The organism is Allobacillus halotolerans (genome assembly GCF_018967645.1).
Lineage (GTDB): Bacteria > Bacillota > Bacilli > Bacillales > Alkalibacillaceae > Allobacillus > Allobacillus halotolerans.
This window is the reverse complement of record NZ_JAHLZF010000021.1, coordinates 17963-33050: the sequence shown is the minus strand read 5'-3', so window position 1 is coordinate 33050 and position 15088 is coordinate 17963. Positions and strand designations below refer to the sequence as shown.

At 42.0% G+C, this 15088-nt stretch carries 13 protein-coding genes and 1 tRNA gene; 6 read left to right on the top strand and 8 right to left on the bottom strand.

Annotation, left to right across the window (positions count from 1 at the left end; genetic code table 11):
- Positions 1-193: 193 nt before the first annotated feature.
- The 5 genes from gap to KQ486_RS12090 all read right to left on the bottom strand — a co-directional run bounded on the left by gap (position 194) and on the right by KQ486_RS12090 (position 3360).
- Positions 194-1204 carry a type I glyceraldehyde-3-phosphate dehydrogenase gene (gap, locus tag KQ486_RS12110; RefSeq protein WP_216687763.1) on the bottom strand — a complete coding sequence of 337 codons (1011 nt, stop codon included), beginning with the start codon at positions 1202-1204 and terminating at the stop codon, positions 194-196.
- A 26-nt stretch (positions 1205-1230) separates the two neighbouring features.
- The gene (locus tag KQ486_RS12105) at positions 1231-2265 is read right to left on the bottom strand and encodes a sugar-binding transcriptional regulator (protein WP_216687762.1); all 1035 of its coding nucleotides are present in this window, start codon (positions 2263-2265) and stop codon (positions 1231-1233) included.
- A gap of 231 nt (positions 2266-2496) precedes the next feature.
- A complete protein-coding gene (locus KQ486_RS12100; protein ID WP_144163017.1) occupies positions 2497-2754 on the bottom strand; it encodes a glutaredoxin family protein in 258 nt (85 codons plus the stop codon).
- Between the two features lie 98 nt (positions 2755-2852).
- Entirely contained in the window at positions 2853-3257 is a 405-nt protein-coding gene (locus KQ486_RS12095) for a hypothetical protein (RefSeq protein ID WP_216687761.1), read from the bottom strand.
- A 31-nt stretch (positions 3258-3288) separates the two neighbouring features.
- Positions 3289-3360, bottom strand: a tRNA-Arg gene (locus KQ486_RS12090).
- A gap of 303 nt (positions 3361-3663) precedes the next feature.
- On the opposite strand from KQ486_RS12090, the gene clpP reads away from it, so the two are divergent.
- On the top strand, positions 3664-4242 hold the full coding sequence (gene clpP / locus KQ486_RS12085; protein WP_144163019.1) for an ATP-dependent Clp endopeptidase proteolytic subunit ClpP: 579 nt from the start codon (positions 3664-3666) through the stop codon (positions 4240-4242).
- Between the two features lie 55 nt (positions 4243-4297).
- Here clpP and KQ486_RS12080 read toward each other — a convergent pair whose 3' ends face one another.
- The 3 genes from KQ486_RS12080 to KQ486_RS12070 are packed head-to-tail and all read right to left on the bottom strand — an operon-like array spanning position 4298 to position 7969.
- Complete coding sequence (locus tag KQ486_RS12080) at positions 4298-5761, bottom strand: sodium/proline symporter (protein ID WP_144163021.1); 1464 nt, start codon at positions 5759-5761, stop codon at positions 4298-4300.
- Between the two features lie 35 nt (positions 5762-5796).
- Positions 5797-6774 carry an ornithine cyclodeaminase family protein gene (locus tag KQ486_RS12075; protein WP_144163023.1) on the bottom strand — a complete coding sequence of 326 codons (978 nt, stop codon included), beginning with the start codon at positions 6772-6774 and terminating at the stop codon, positions 5797-5799.
- A 31-nt stretch (positions 6775-6805) separates the two neighbouring features.
- A complete protein-coding gene (locus KQ486_RS12070) occupies positions 6806-7969 on the bottom strand; it encodes an NAD(P)/FAD-dependent oxidoreductase (protein ID WP_216687760.1) in 1164 nt (387 codons plus the stop codon).
- A 167-nt stretch (positions 7970-8136) separates the two neighbouring features.
- On the opposite strand from KQ486_RS12070, the gene KQ486_RS12065 reads away from it, so the two are divergent.
- From KQ486_RS12065 to KQ486_RS12045, 5 genes are all read left to right on the top strand, one after another.
- Positions 8137-9312, top strand: a complete 1176-nt coding sequence (locus tag KQ486_RS12065) for a CdaR family transcriptional regulator (RefSeq protein ID WP_216687759.1) — start codon at positions 8137-8139, stop codon at positions 9310-9312.
- Positions 9313-9986: 674 nt separating this feature from the next.
- The gene (locus KQ486_RS12060) at positions 9987-11174 is read left to right on the top strand and encodes a CaiB/BaiF CoA transferase family protein (protein WP_216687769.1); all 1188 of its coding nucleotides are present in this window, start codon (positions 9987-9989) and stop codon (positions 11172-11174) included.
- 12 nt (positions 11175-11186) lie between these two features.
- Positions 11187-12386 carry an acyl-CoA dehydrogenase family protein gene (locus tag KQ486_RS12055; RefSeq protein ID WP_216687758.1) on the top strand — a complete coding sequence of 400 codons (1200 nt, stop codon included), beginning with the start codon at positions 11187-11189 and terminating at the stop codon, positions 12384-12386.
- An 18-nt stretch (positions 12387-12404) separates the two neighbouring features.
- Positions 12405-13859, top strand: coding sequence for an NAD-dependent succinate-semialdehyde dehydrogenase (locus tag KQ486_RS12050; RefSeq protein WP_216687757.1), 1455 nt, complete (start codon positions 12405-12407; stop codon positions 13857-13859).
- Positions 13860-14226: 367 nt separating this feature from the next.
- A complete protein-coding gene (locus tag KQ486_RS12045) occupies positions 14227-14826 on the top strand; it encodes a short chain dehydrogenase (protein WP_216687756.1) in 600 nt (199 codons plus the stop codon).
- Positions 14827-15088: the final 262 nt, after the last annotated feature.

Here is a 15088-nt window from a genome sequence, read left to right as displayed (position 1 = left end):
GTCTCGAGTCTCGTGCTATTCCCGCAGGAGTCGCCACCTTCGCTTCTCACAATTCAACAAATCTTTGCTCCAAAATCAACATTAAACTTTAACAGGCCTAAAAGAAAAGGAGGAACACTGAAATGCTCCTCCTTTAGTCTACCATTTTTCATCGCAAAATGAAGCGAGAAATCGTTAGACAATTATTCAATCTTTAGAAGCCTTGTTTACCCATATGAATCGCTAAATCGATACAACGGTGGGAGTAACCGGATTCGTTATCGTACCAAGAAATGACCTTGACCATATTCCCGTCCATCACCATCGTGGAATCTCCATCAACGATTGAAGAAAATGTGTTGCCATTGTAGTCTGAAGAGACGAGTGGTAATTCTGTATAGTCTAGATAACCTTTCAAATCGCCTTCTTCAGATGCTTTTTTCATGGCTTCGTTCACTTGTTCTTTCGTAACGTCTTGATCCAATTCTGCAACTAAGTCAACAAGTGATACGTTTGGTGAAGGAACACGAACAGCCATACCTGTTAATTTCCCGTCAACTTCTGGCAGTACTTTTGCGACAGCTTCAGCTGCACCCGTTGATGTTGGAATAATGTTTTCTGCTGCTGCGCGTGCACGACGGTAGTCACCGTGTGGCGAATCAAGAACATGTTGGTCATTTGTATACGAGTGAACGGTTGTCATCATACCGCGCTTCAATCCAAATTCATCAACCAATACTTTCGTTACCGGTGCTAAGCAGTTTGTCGTACAAGATGCGTTCGAAACAATTTTGTGCGCATCTTTGTCATATTCGTTTTCGTTTACACCCATTGCAACCGTCAAGTCGACATCCTTACCTGGTGCAGAGATGATGACGCGTTTCGCACCTGCATCCAAGTGTTTTTGCGCACCTTCACGATCACGGAAAATTCCAGTCGCCTCAATGACGATATCGACACCGAATTCGCCCCATTTCAAATTAGCAGGGTCACGTTCAGAAGTGACATGATATTCTTTGCCATCAATGACTAAGTTATTACCATTTACTTCAACTTTTTCTTCTAATGTTCCATGAACGGTATCGTATTTGAGTAAATGTGCAAGCATGTTTGCATCGGTTAAATCGTTAATCGCAACAACCTCTACTTCGTCATGTTTCAACGCTTCGCTGAAAATTCGACGTCCTATTCTTCCAAACCCGTTAATACCAATTTTAACTGCCATGTGACATACCTCCGAATTAACTTTATTTATGATTTATTTTCTTGCAGTTGTTCAATCAAATATCTGGCCACTGCCTCATCTATAATGAGCCACCCACTAGGAATCCACCGTAAAAAAGCAGCAACAGCTTCTTTTTTCGATGATCCGCCAGCGACCGTGATGAGTGATGGAATATTTTTAACTAATTCAGCGGAAATTCCTATTGTATCTACCCTATCAATAACATTCCCATTTTTATCAAAGTAATAACCAAACGCTTCACCGACTGCTTTTGAAGATTTTAATTTCTCTTTCGTAGCTTCATTCGCTTTTCTTCGGTTTGCCATCGCCAAAGCGTCACCTACACCATGAATCAGCACATCGGCTTGCTCCATCAACGAAACAATTTCTTTTACACCTGGTTGCTCCAACATTTTTTCTTTCAGATCAGGTCCCATTTCATCGGGCACATGAAGCAAACGATAGTCTCCGTTTGTTTCTTGTGCCATCTTGACGCAAATGGAGTTTGCTTGGTATTCATGCAAATCACCAAGACCACCTCGCGCAGGGATAAATAATGGACGCTTTTTTTCAAGTGGTTTCATATAATTTGCGACCATTGCCATTGTCGAGCCCCCAGTCACATCGACGATTGACTGATCCTTAATTTGTTCATGAAAAATGATGGCTGCTTCCTTCCCGAGTAACTGTTTTGTTTCAGGGGAGGAGTCTGCATCTCCGGGAACGATTTTAATTTGGTTCAAACCTAAGCGGCTCTTCAGTTGATGTTCAAGTGTCGTCAGATCGGTACTTTCTTTCACCATCCGATAATAACTTTCCACTATCTCTTGACCGGCTGAAGTGATTAACATTCCCCTATTTGTCACTTCAATTAATCCTTGGCGATCGAGAAATTCTGTTTCACTGCGGATATGCCGCTCGGTTTCTTTCAAATAGTCAGCAAGTGATCTTCTACCGACTGGCTCGAGCATCGCGATTCCCTTTAATATTTGGTAACGCTCATCCATTTTATTCATTAATTCCGGAATAAGGATTTGTTGAAATTGATATAAGCTTTTCATTCACTCATCACCTCCTTGCTTCAAGGTTTTTGATTGCGGGAGCGGGTCAATTAAATGTAATTGCAAAGTGAGTTTAACTAACTATCTCTCTTGGTGGTCACATAAAGACCAGTAGTGTGTCTCATTTTGTCCCACTTAGTGCAAAAAAATATTTCCTGATTCTATTATACAAAAAACAGATGAGGGCCACAACTAAAAGGCACGGGAATTTCTTTTATATGAATGAAATCCCTAACCTTTTAGATTTTTGGCCAAAAACTTCTCAACCGTCACAAATGAAAGATCCTCAGCGGTCAATTCTTCATCATCGACTCGAATGACCGGAATCGTCAGGAAATAAGTTTCCAACAGACGCTCATCCTGATAAATATTCTGTTCGACAATCGTGAAATTATACTCCGATTGAAAAATCTGCAGCATCTGTTTTGCTTCTTCACATAATTTACAGTTGTGCTTTGTATAAAAATAAACCATTTTCGTTTTACGCATGGTACTTTGCCCCTTAATGAAGTTCTTAATCCCATTATATCGAAAATTTACCCGAAAAGTGAATGGATTAATCTTATCTATGTGTATTTTTGATGAAATTATGATTTTTGAGATTTTTGCTGTTTGAGCTGGTGGATGAGTAGTTGGAGTTTGGTGTTATCGACAGTTGGAGTGCGCTTATCAGCAGTTGGCGTGGGTTTATCAGCAGTTAGAGCTGATTTATCAACAGTTAGAACAACTTTATCAGCAGTCAGAAGCGCTTTATCAACAGTTAGAACAACTTTATCGACAGTTAGAATACGTTTATCAGCAGTTAGAATCACTTTATCAACAGTTAGAATGCGTTTATCAGCAGTTAGAGCTGATTTATCAACAGTTAGAACAACTTTATCAGCAGTCAGAAGCGCTTTATCAACAGTTAGAACAACTTTATCGACAGTTGGCTCGATTTGATCAGCAGTTTGGTCACCAGTCGGCGTGCAACTCCATATAAAAAACTCCACTACACGAAATGTGCAGCAGAGCTTTTGGTAGCCTCCTCGGAGGGAATCGAACCCCCATCGCAAGAACCGGAATCTTGTGTGTTATCCTTTACACCACGAGGAGAAGTATGTTGTGATAAAATGAATTGCAGTGAAAATTATACGTTGGCTTGTCGCTAATTTCAAGAATTGATTTTATTAAACCAAGAATTAGTCTATCATAGAATCGACTATTTGGAAAGAAGCTTACTAATTTTATACGTGTACCCAACGTTTAAATGAGCATTTTGTTGGGAACATTGAATTATGTACCTACATAAGAAATCAACTTCATGAATAAAGTCAAAAAGGTTAAACTTTTTGTTTGACCTTATTTGACCAAAGAGGTAAGATTAAATTGAAAAAGAAATTAAAAGGAGTGAATGGAATGAATTTAATCCCTACAGTTATTGAACAAACGAACCGCGGAGAACGTGCTTATGATATTTATTCCCGTCTATTAAAAGACCGAATTATTATGCTAGGCGGACCGGTTGACGACAACGTTGCCAACTCCATTGTTGCGCAAATGTTATTTTTAGCAGCGGAAGATCCTGACAAAGATATTTCTCTATACATCAACTCACCAGGTGGTTCCATCACTGCTGGTATGGCGATTTATGACACGATGCAATTCATCAAGCCAGATGTTTCTACAATCTGTGTAGGTATGGCAGCTTCTATGGGTGCATTCTTGCTTGCAGCAGGTTCTGAAGGAAAACGTTATGGCCTACCGAACTCTGAAGTAATGATTCACCAACCATTAGGTGGTACGCAAGGTCAAGCTTCTGACATTGAAATTCACGCAAAACGAATCATTGAAATGCGTGAGAAGATCAACCAAATTCTTGCCGACCGTACAGGTCAGCCGCTTGATGTGATTCAGCGCGATACAGACCGCGATAACTTCATGTCTGCTGAAAAAGCGAAAGAATACGGCTTGATTGATGAGGTTATGGAAAAATAAAACGAATGATAAAAGGCTTTGACGATGTCGTCAAAGCCTTTTTTATATCTAAAACTTAAGTTGCTACGTCTTCTTTCAAATCTTCCTCCACTGCCGCTTCTTTATCAGGCATTAGTAAACTAAAGACGATCCCGAAAAATAATGCGATAAAGAACGTTGTGAAACGGGAAGTCATCATTTCTTCTAGCGGCGTGCTAATCCATAAGATGGTCGATAACAGACCGGAAACGATGGTCGCAATTACGCCAGCACTGGAATATCTTTTCCAGAAGAAGGCCATGATAATCGCCGGTGACAAAGTACAACCGACACCAGCCCACGCCCAACCAACAACGAGGTAAAGCAATGATTCAGATACGAGTGCAATGACCATTCCGATTGCACCAAAGAACAGAACTGAGAAACGAGATAACCACAATAATTGCTTCTCTGTTAGCTTGATGCCTAACGCTTGGTTGATAATGTCTTCTGTCACGGATCCTGTAACAACAACCAACTGTGAGTTTGCCGTCGAAATAATTGCTGCCAACACTCCAGCTAACAACAATCCAGCAATCCACGGTGGCATAAACTGTAAGATCATTGTCGGCAGTAATGTTTCAACATCGCCGAAACTACCTTGATCATAAAGTGCAATCGCTGCAATACCGATTGCGAATGCGCCTGTGTAAGCCAATACGGTCCATAGGATGGCAACATTTCTTCCTTGTTTCACTTCCTTGTCGTTTCGAAGGGCCATAAACCGTGCACTAAGCTGTGGTTGACCACCCAAAAATCCGAAGAACCAAGAGAAGTTAGTAAAGAATAACACACCGAGCGAGAAGCCTGTCACACCGCCAAACCATTTATCAAAGGTAGGTCCCGCGTCAACAAGCGCTGCGCTGACAGAAATATCATTGGCAAAAATATGGGCAAAAGCGACAATAGGAAGTGCGACTAATGTAATGACCATCATGACACTTTGAATCATATCCGTCCAAACGACAGAGATGAAACCACCCGCAAAAGCGATGGCGAGAATGACAACCGTCGATAGTATAACGCCCCAAACCGGCGGAATATCAAACGTTGTCAGTAACATTTTCCCTGCACCGGCCATTTGTGCACCGACATAAAACATTAAAAAGCCACCGATCAAAACACCTGCTAACCAACGAATCGTGTTTGCTTTTTGTCCGAAGCGTTTCGCTAAATAATCCGGCAATGTAAGTGCGTTATATTTTTCAGCTTCGTCTTTAAAACGCTTGGCAAGGAATAGCCAAGAAAATAAAATACCTGAAGCAATACCAGCTGCAACCCATACACCAGATAACCCTGCAGTGAAAACAAATCCGGTATAACCGAGCAGTAGCCAGGCTGATTCACCTGTTGCTCGTTCGGAAAACGCCAACGCCCAACCCGGAAGCTTTTTTCCTCCTAATAAGAAGTCGGACTGTGACTTACTTTGCTTACTGAAATAATAACCAATCGCCATGATGATCAAACAGTAGATGATGAATTCCGTTAGAATAATATTCATCGAAAATCCCCTTTTTTAGGCTAAGCCTTTACTGATCATTCAAGTTTGGTACCCACTTCACTCAACATCACTTTGTCATGAATCACATTCGCAGCAACAACATCAAATAATCCCATTCCAGTTGACTTAAAAACCACACTCCCCTCTGGATTATTTCTCCAATATTCACCAGCATCAAAACTATTTATTTGAACGACATCCGAAAATTCATGAATGTCTTCTTTCACAAACCAATTAGATTCAACCGCTTGAATGACATCGCCACACTCTTTCATCGCGTCTTCACTATCGACGAAAAAGTGATCACATAGTGCGTATAATTGTTGTGGAAATTCACGCATACTTGGTTGAAAAGAACCAATCCCAACAATCAATTTACCTTTTAGTAACTCTTGGTCGTCAGGTAATACAGGATCATGGGAAGACGTTGCGGTAATGACGACATCCGCATGTTGAATCGCTTCCTCAGCAGAATGACAAGGATAAATGGCTATATCATCCGGTAACCTTTCATACAGCCGTTCGATCAAAGGTTCCAACTTCTCATACGTTCGATTTGTGATATAGATCTCCTTAAAATCCCGTGCTGCACAAGCGGCTAATGTTTGATAAAATCCTTGAACACCCGCACCAATGACTGCAAGGCGCTCAGCATCTGGTTTTGCAAGTCTTCGTACGGCAGCACCACCAAGCGCACCCGTTCGGAATCCGGTAATAAAGTTTCCATCCATGATCGCTAACACTTCACCGTTTTGGCTATCGTTCAAGATCACGAGCCCTTGAATCACAGGTTTATCTTTATTTTCCGGAAAAGATGTGAGCAATTTCGTTGCGATTGCTTGGTCCGTAATACACGGCATAAGAATCATCGTATTCGTATCTTGCTGAACCTGCATCCGTGTAGGCATTTGATAATTTTTGTCAGCATAAATCAGGTAAGCTTCTTCCATCGCATCAATCATTTCTTCCATCGTGATCGATGACTCGATTGTTTGCTGATTGAGATAAAGCATAATAAGAAATCCCCCTTTCATTAAATAGATGTTAGACAATAGCTCCTTCAATCAATAGATCATTCTCTTTGAATCGTTCAAAGCGAAGTGGACGCAGATCCAGCGTTTCATATTGACCATAATGGATTAACTCAGCAAGACATTGGCCGACTGCTGGAGCTTGTTGCATCCCATGGCCACTAAAACCACAAGCCATATAATAGCCCTTGGCCTCAGGGTGCTCTCCGACAATTGCATTTTGATCCTCTGTATTATGGGCATACAATCCCGCCCAGCCGCTGATGATTTTTGCATGCTCAAAATTCTTGACGCGGTGTCCGAGAATAGGCCATAGTTGCTCCATAAAGAAGGAACGTTTCCAAGAAAAATCGAACCCAGGTGTCACTTTTTCACTAAAACCACTGATGAAATATTGTCCTTCATGACGGAAATAAACACCTGACGGGTCTACGGTCAATGGAAGTTGCTTAGCAAGGGGTTCTTCAATATCGAATTGGATAATTTGTCGTTTAAGTGGGATGACAGGGATTGGAAAACCACTATTCTCACTGATTTGCGCTGCCCAACCACCCGCACAATTAATGACTTGCGGTGCTTGATAGCGATTGCCATCTTTTGTTTCAATCCCCGTCACGACACCAGATTCGTGGGTAATACGTTCGACTTGTTCATTGACAAAGGTTGCTCCTAATTGCTTGGCATTTTTTGCATATCCTTGCATGACTGAGTATGGATCCAAATAACCGTCTTCCGCACAATACAGCCCACCAACTAAGTCATCGGTCGTTAATTCAGGAATAACATTTTGCAGTTCGTCAGGTGTTAATAGTTCAGACGGCACACCATAATTCCGCTGTAACTCTGCTTGCGCTTTTAATTCCGCCCAATTTTCATCTTGAGCTAGAAAGAAATATCCGTGTTGTCTAAAGTCAATTTCTGCTGGTTCTCCGTTGACAGCCATATCTTCTGGAAACGTCAAGTATTTTTGCAATGAATAACGACTGATCTGGATGTTGATGGCAGTCGTGAACAGTTGTCTGATTCCTCCGGCACTACGTGGCGTAGATGAATATTCATAAAGCGAATCTTTTTCAAAAATTAATATTTCACCTTCAAAACCTTCTTTTAATAAATGATAAGCAACGCTGGAACCGATTACGCCTCCACCGATAATAATGAGATCTGTCTGTCTCATGACGCTCCCTCCATAATGTCAGAATATTGTTTCTTTTTATCGTACAAAAAATATTTGATTGTTGACTATGGTTAACTTGCATAAATTAAATGAAAATTATTACTATTAAAAATGTTTTGTGATATGGTAAAATAAATATAAATTGTCAGTTGAACGGAGTGTGTAAGGTGAACGAATTTGTACAGTTTGCACAAAAGGCTGTGAAAGCGGTTTCAAATGTGTTACCTTTTTCTATTAGTCTCACAGATGATCAAGGCTTGATTGTCGGGGATTCTGATTCTCGCAGGATTGGTACATACCATGAGCCTTCACAACAAGTCATCTTGGAAAATAAACTTGTCTTATTTGACGAATCAACGACCGACCATACAAAAAATATTTATCCCGGCGCAGCGGTTCCCCTCCATTTCGACTTTGAGACGATCGGTGTTTTAGGGATCATTGGAGACCCAAAAGAAGTCGAAAAGTATGCTCTGTTAGTGAAAAGCTACATTGAAATGATGTGGAACGAGGCTGCACACCAACAACGTCGCACATTTGAAATCAGTCATATGGAAACATTTTTGCATTATGTCTTGTTTACACCCGATGCTGAAAAAGAAAAAATCATTGATTACTGTGAAATGATGAATATCCCACATTCGAAAACCCGCTTCATCATCGTGGCTGATTTTGGTCATTCATTGTCGACAATTAACCAAAAAACGTTAACGTTAGATGAAATTAAATACCGCTTCATTCACCTTATGAAAAATATATTCAACAATCATGATGATTTATGCGCTTTTTTGAATAATGATCGAATTGTCTTGTGCAAACCATCCTATGGAATTGAAGACTATAAAGAGCAATTGAAAGCGTTCGATGCACAAGCGAAACGTTTCTCGGAGCAAGCAAACCGTTTATCAATCAAAGAAATATCTATTGCCGCAGGTCCTCTCGTATCTTCCATCGGTGAATTGACAAACTCCTATCAAAAGGCCGATCTACTCATTCGTTTTGCAAAGAGAAATGGTTTGAATGGTGGAGCCTATCATTGTTTAGATCCGTATATACTTGCAAATTTATTTTATGACGGATCAACCCAACTACTGGAAGAACCACTTGAAATGATCCTCCAGCCATTGATGGAAGATCCGGCTAGTGCAGAGTTGATCAAGAACTTCACGACTTATTTGGAATGCAATATGAATATTAGCGAGGCGGCAGAACAACTTTTCGTCCACCGAAACACCCTACTCTATCGACTCAATAAAGTAGAGCGAATGACAGGCATTCCCTATAAAAATTTCAAACTCGCATCAATGCTTTATTATTATTTGCAGCGGAAGGCTAGCAGTTGAAAGGGAAAGTACTATTAGAGGAAAGTTGGCGGTCATAAAAGGTCGATGCGCGCTAAGGATATGTGCCCGAGATTTTAAAATTTGCGCCCAGGACTTGCGGATATGCTCCCTGCGTGTAGTATTATGTGACCAGTTTCGGTGAATATGTGCCCTGGTAGGAATAATATGAGACGAATCTTTGAAAATATGAGCCTTTATGGAAATGTGAAATTGAGCTTATCTTACGGATTCTCGACAGCGATCAACGTGTCATATGCGCCCGTATCAGTGAAATATGCACCTTCTTGTGGCGGATATGCTCCCTCCTTCTTCGGTTATGCGACCAACTTGGGAAAATATGCGACCAAACGGGCAAGATATGCTTCCAATCTCTCAATATATGAGCCTTCCAAAACACTTCGCAGAAAAACTTTCCATTCATCATTGCATTTATTTCTGAATATTGTAAAATAGATAACAAACCAAGGTTAAACTGTCACAAGCAGTTATTCTCCCTTGGATGCTGAAAATGTTTCAAATAACTAAAACTGTTCCATAGCCGAAACTCCTTGTTGCCGAGGAGATGCAAGGCGAATGTGAAGCCAGTTCATTGTTTTTAGTCGGATGACTAATAACTTTGTGCTGGCTTTTTTTAATGGTTTTATGACTGATGTTAAATGAGAGGAGTGATCAAGCTGAGTAACACATTGGAAGGGATTCGTGTTCTTGATTTGTCGAGGGTACTTGCCGGGCCGTATTGTACGATGATTTTGGGCGACCTCGGAGCTGAAATCATCAAGGTGGAAGCGCCTGGTGGCAGTGATGAGACGCGCGGTTGGGGACCTCCTTTTCAAGAAGGAGTCAGTGCTTATTACCTTTGTGCAAACCGGAATAAAAAAAGCCTTACTGTTAACTTGAAATCGGAAGAAGGTCAGCGAGTGATTCATCAGCTCGTCAAAGAGAGTGATGTCATCATCAATAATTTTAAGACGGGTACGATGGACCGACTCAATCTCGGATATGACGAGTTGAAAAAAATTAACCCTGAGCTTGTTTATTGTACGATTACTGGATTTGGTGAGACCGGACCGTATAAGGATTTTCCTGGCTACGATTTCATCATTCAAGCAATGAGTGGCTTGATGAGTATTACCGGGACGGAGGAATCGGGACCACAGAAGGTCGGTGTTGCTATCACGGACATTTTGACGGGGCTTTATGCATGTATTGGAATCCAAGGTGCCTTGTTGGAACGAACCCAGTCTGGTGAGGGACAAAAAATCGATATATCCCTCTATGATTCTGCCGTCAGTTCACTCGTTAACATTGCGAGCAATTACTTGATGGCTGGAAAAATTCCAGAGCGACTCGGGAACCATCATGCCAATATCGTTCCTTACCAAACATTTGATACGAGTGATGGCAGTATCGTCATTGCAGTTGGAAATGACCGGCAGTTCGCTCAGTTAACCAAACTACTCGGGCATTCGGAGCTGGCAGATGACGAACGCTTTCAGACAAACGCCAAGCGCGTCGAGAATCGTGGACAGCTCAGTCCTATTTTAAATGCCCTGTTCAAACAAGAATCAACCGCTCACTGGACGGAAGTTTGCCGGCAAAATAATATTCCGTGTGGACCGATCCAAAACTTAAGTGAGTTAACGAAAGATCCACAGCTACAGCACCGCGACATGTTTATCGAACAAGAACATCCTATTGCAGGAGACATCAAGCTCGTCGGCAGTCCATTAAAACTTTCAAAAACACCAGTACAGTACCAATCCTATCCACCATCTGCGGGTGAGCATAACGAAGAGCTTCTGCAAACAATCGGATATTCAACAGAGGAAATTGATGAATTGAAAAAGAACCATATTATATAGGAGGAATGAAAAATGAATTTTGAATTTAGTGATGAACAGAAGATGCTACGACAAACGGCGAGAGATTTCGTCGATAAAGAAATTATGCCTTACATGGCTGAATGGGATGAGAAAGGTAGCTTTGACCCAGCCATTTGGAAGAAGCTTGCCGACCTTGGGTTGATGGGCGTTTGTGTGCCGGAAGAATACGGCGGCAGCGGCATGGACTATAACTCACTTGCCATCGTATGTGAAGAGTTGGAACGAGGTGACACCACTTTCCGGACGGCCGTTTCCGTACACACGGGCCTGAACAGCATGACACTCATGCAATGGGCGAATGAAGAACAAAAGCAAAAATACCTGGTACCACAAGCAAAAGGAGAACAAATCGGCGCATTCGGTTTAACAGAGCCTGGTGCAGGATCTGATGTCGCAGCGATGTCTACCACTGCGAAAAGAGATGGCGATTATTACATTCTAAACGGCCAAAAAACATGGATTTCCTTGTGTGATGTTGCCGACAACTTCCTCGTTTTCGCCTATACGGATAACAAAGATAAAAAACATAAAGGGATCTCCGCCTTTATCGTTGAACGTACAATGGAAGGTTTCTCATCCAAAGGGATTAAAGGAAAACTTGGAATTCGTGCGGGTAACACAGGAGAGATCTTTTTTGATAACATTAAAGTACCGAAAGAAAATCTGCTTGGCGAAGAAGGTGAAGGCTTCAAAATCGCGATGTCTGCATTAGACAATGGTCGATTTACGGTTGCCGCAGGTGCGTGCGGGCTCATCCAAGCGTGTATTGAAGCAAGCGTAAACTACTGCCATGAACGCGAAACATTCGGTAAGCCAATCGGTATGCATCAGCTCGTCCAACAAATGATTGCGAAAATGGAAGCCGGCTATCAGATGAGCCGTTTACTCGTTTACCGTGCAGGGGAATTGAAGAACAAGGGAGTTCGCAACACACGCGAAACGTCACTTGCCAAATGGCAGGCTTGTGATTTTGCGAACCAAGCAGCAGATGACGCCGTTCAAATCCATGGTGCCTATGGTTATTCAAGCGAATATCCTGTTGAAAGATACTTACGAAATTCCAAAGCACCGGTCATCTATGAAGGTACGCGAGAAATCCATACACTGATGCAAGCAGATTACGTTCTCGGTTATCGAAAAGATAAAAAATTAAACAAGATGCTGCCGGCTTGGTCAGGTGAAGACAAATAAGCTATGGGAGGTATGTCCATGACAACCTTTGATGCAAACACTAAAGGTATTTTTGTGAATGGTGAATGGAAAGAAGCAAAGTCAGGCGAAACGGAAGTCGTTGATAATCCAACCACGTTAGAAAAACTGACCGAAGTTTCAAATGGAGATTTCGATGATGCGACGGACGCTATCGACGCGGCTTATGAAGCTTTTCCAGAATGGTCAAAAATGAGCCCTCGGAAACGATCGAATATTTTATACCGAGCGTATGAGCTCATGATGGAAGACGTCGATCGATTAGGTGAAATCCTGACACTCGAACAAGGAAAGCCGTTAAAAGAAGCAAAAGGTGAGATCAAAGGTGCAGCCAGCTTCTTGCAATGGTATTCCGAAGAAGCAAATCGCATATACGGAGAAATGATTCCAGCATCCCGTGAAGGCAATCGGCAGTTCGTCTTGCCACAGCCAGTCGGGGTCGTCGGTGCGATTACACCGTGGAACTTTCCTTCTTCAATGATTACACGTAAATGCGGACCTGCTTTGGCAGCCGGATGTACAGTTGTATTGAAACCAGCGATGGAAACACCACTTTCTGCGATTGAGATTGCGAAAATTTTCGAGAAAGCCGGTCTTCCAAAAGGCGTATTCAACCTCGTGACTGGAAAAGCACAAGAAATCGGAGAAGCCTTTTTAACAAATGATAAGGTACGTAAAATTACGTTCACCGGATCAACAGAAGTCGGAAAGTACTTAATGCGCGAAAGTGCCGACCAACTGAAGAAAGTTTCATTGGAATTGGGTGGACACGCACCGATTCTCGTATTTGAAGATGCTGACCTAGAAACAGCAGCTAATTTAACGCTTGCAAGCAAATTCAGAAACGCCGGCCAAACGTGCATTTGTGCGAACCGCGTTTATGTTCAAGAATCGATTAAAGAAGAATTCAGCAAAGTGTTATTGGAAAAAGTGAAAGAGCTGAACGTCGGTAACGGTTTAAACGACGATGTCGATATCGGACCGTTAATTAACGAAAACGGCACCGAAAAAGTACAGGATCATTTAACTGATGCAACGGATAAAGGCGCCCGCATTCTCTGTGGAGGAACTAAGTGGGATGGCGAATATGAAGGACACTTCTTTGAACCAACCCTGCTGGATAATATTACGGATGACATGAAAGTCATGAATGAAGAAACATTCGGTCCGCTTCTACCGCTTCAAACGTTTAAAACCGAAGAAGAAGCAATCAAAGCGGCCAACAATACAAAATACGGCTTAGCGGCATACTTCTTTACCGAAAACCTCGACCGTACCTTCCGCGTATCCGAATCATTGGAATACGGAATGGTCGGCGTCAACGAAGTCTTTCCTTCAGTCGCAGAAGCACCATTCGGAGGAATCAAACAATCCGGTTTCGGAAAAGAAGGCGGACACCACGGGATTGATGATTTTGTTGTGAAGAAACTAGTTACGATTAGTGGGAAGAAATAGAATAGTGCAGTTAACCCGAGAGTTCGTTACTCTCGGGTTTTATCATTTAGCCTTTGCTAAAGTGCGTTGTTGCTGATTCAACATCGGTTTCTCCGCCATTTATAGGCGGTTTTGCACGGTTTTTCGATGGCTTCGCTCCGTTTTTCGACGGCTTTCCTCCGTTTTTCGACGGCTTCTCTCAGTTTTTCAACGGCTTCTCTCAATTTTTCGACGGCTTCGCTCCGTTTTTCGACGGCTTCGCTCGATTTTTCGACGGCTTCTCACCGTTTTTCGGCGGCTTCGCATGATTTATCGACGGCTTCCCGCGGCAAACTAATTAACTATGCTAAAATAATCATAGATGACGCAATAAAGAGAGGTTGTTACTATGAAAATATTACTCATCGGAGCAACAGGCCTCTTAGGCCAAGCTGTCAAACAAGAATTAGAAGGCGAACATGAAATCATTGGGGCTGCTTTGGAAGGAGCCGATTTTAACGTCGACATGACCAAGCCAGATCAAATTCGTGAGATGTTTGAAAAAATCGGGAAAGTTGATGCAGTCATCAGCACGGCCGGCGACGCTCCTTTTGTTCCGCTGGAGGAATTGACACCTGAATTGAATGATGTTGGTATCGAGAGCAAATTAAAAGGACAGATCAACCTCGTTCTAATTGGGATGGATTATGTGAATGACGGAGGAAGCTTCACGTTAACGACTGGTATTTTAATGGACGACCCTATCCCTAAAGGAACGTCATCAGCCATGACAAATGGGGCGATTACAGGCTTTGTCAAATCAGCAGCGATCGAGTTGCCAAGGGGTATACGGATTAATAATGTAAGTCCGAATGTCTTTTCTGAAGCATCAAAAGAGCATCGTGACACATTTCAAGGGTTCGAGCCTGTTTCCATCGAGAAAGTTGCGTTGGCATTCCGGAAAAGTGTCAATGGAAAGCAAACTGGACAGACTTATAAAGTTTATTAAAATGCGACAATCCGAAACTTTTGTTATAAGTTTCGGATGTTTTTATTTTTCTATGGATAGATTCCCCCACGTTTGTGTCCATTGTTTCTGTTGGACTCTTGCTTGATAGATTGCCATTCTGTGTAAAATCTCCATCATCCACTCATCCGCTTCAATTACTTCGATGATTTTACCTTTTGTTCACAAAAGATGACACCCCTTGTTTGATTGTCTGAGAGATTATTGGATAACTTACATTATTCTTTTCAGTATAAATCTCCAT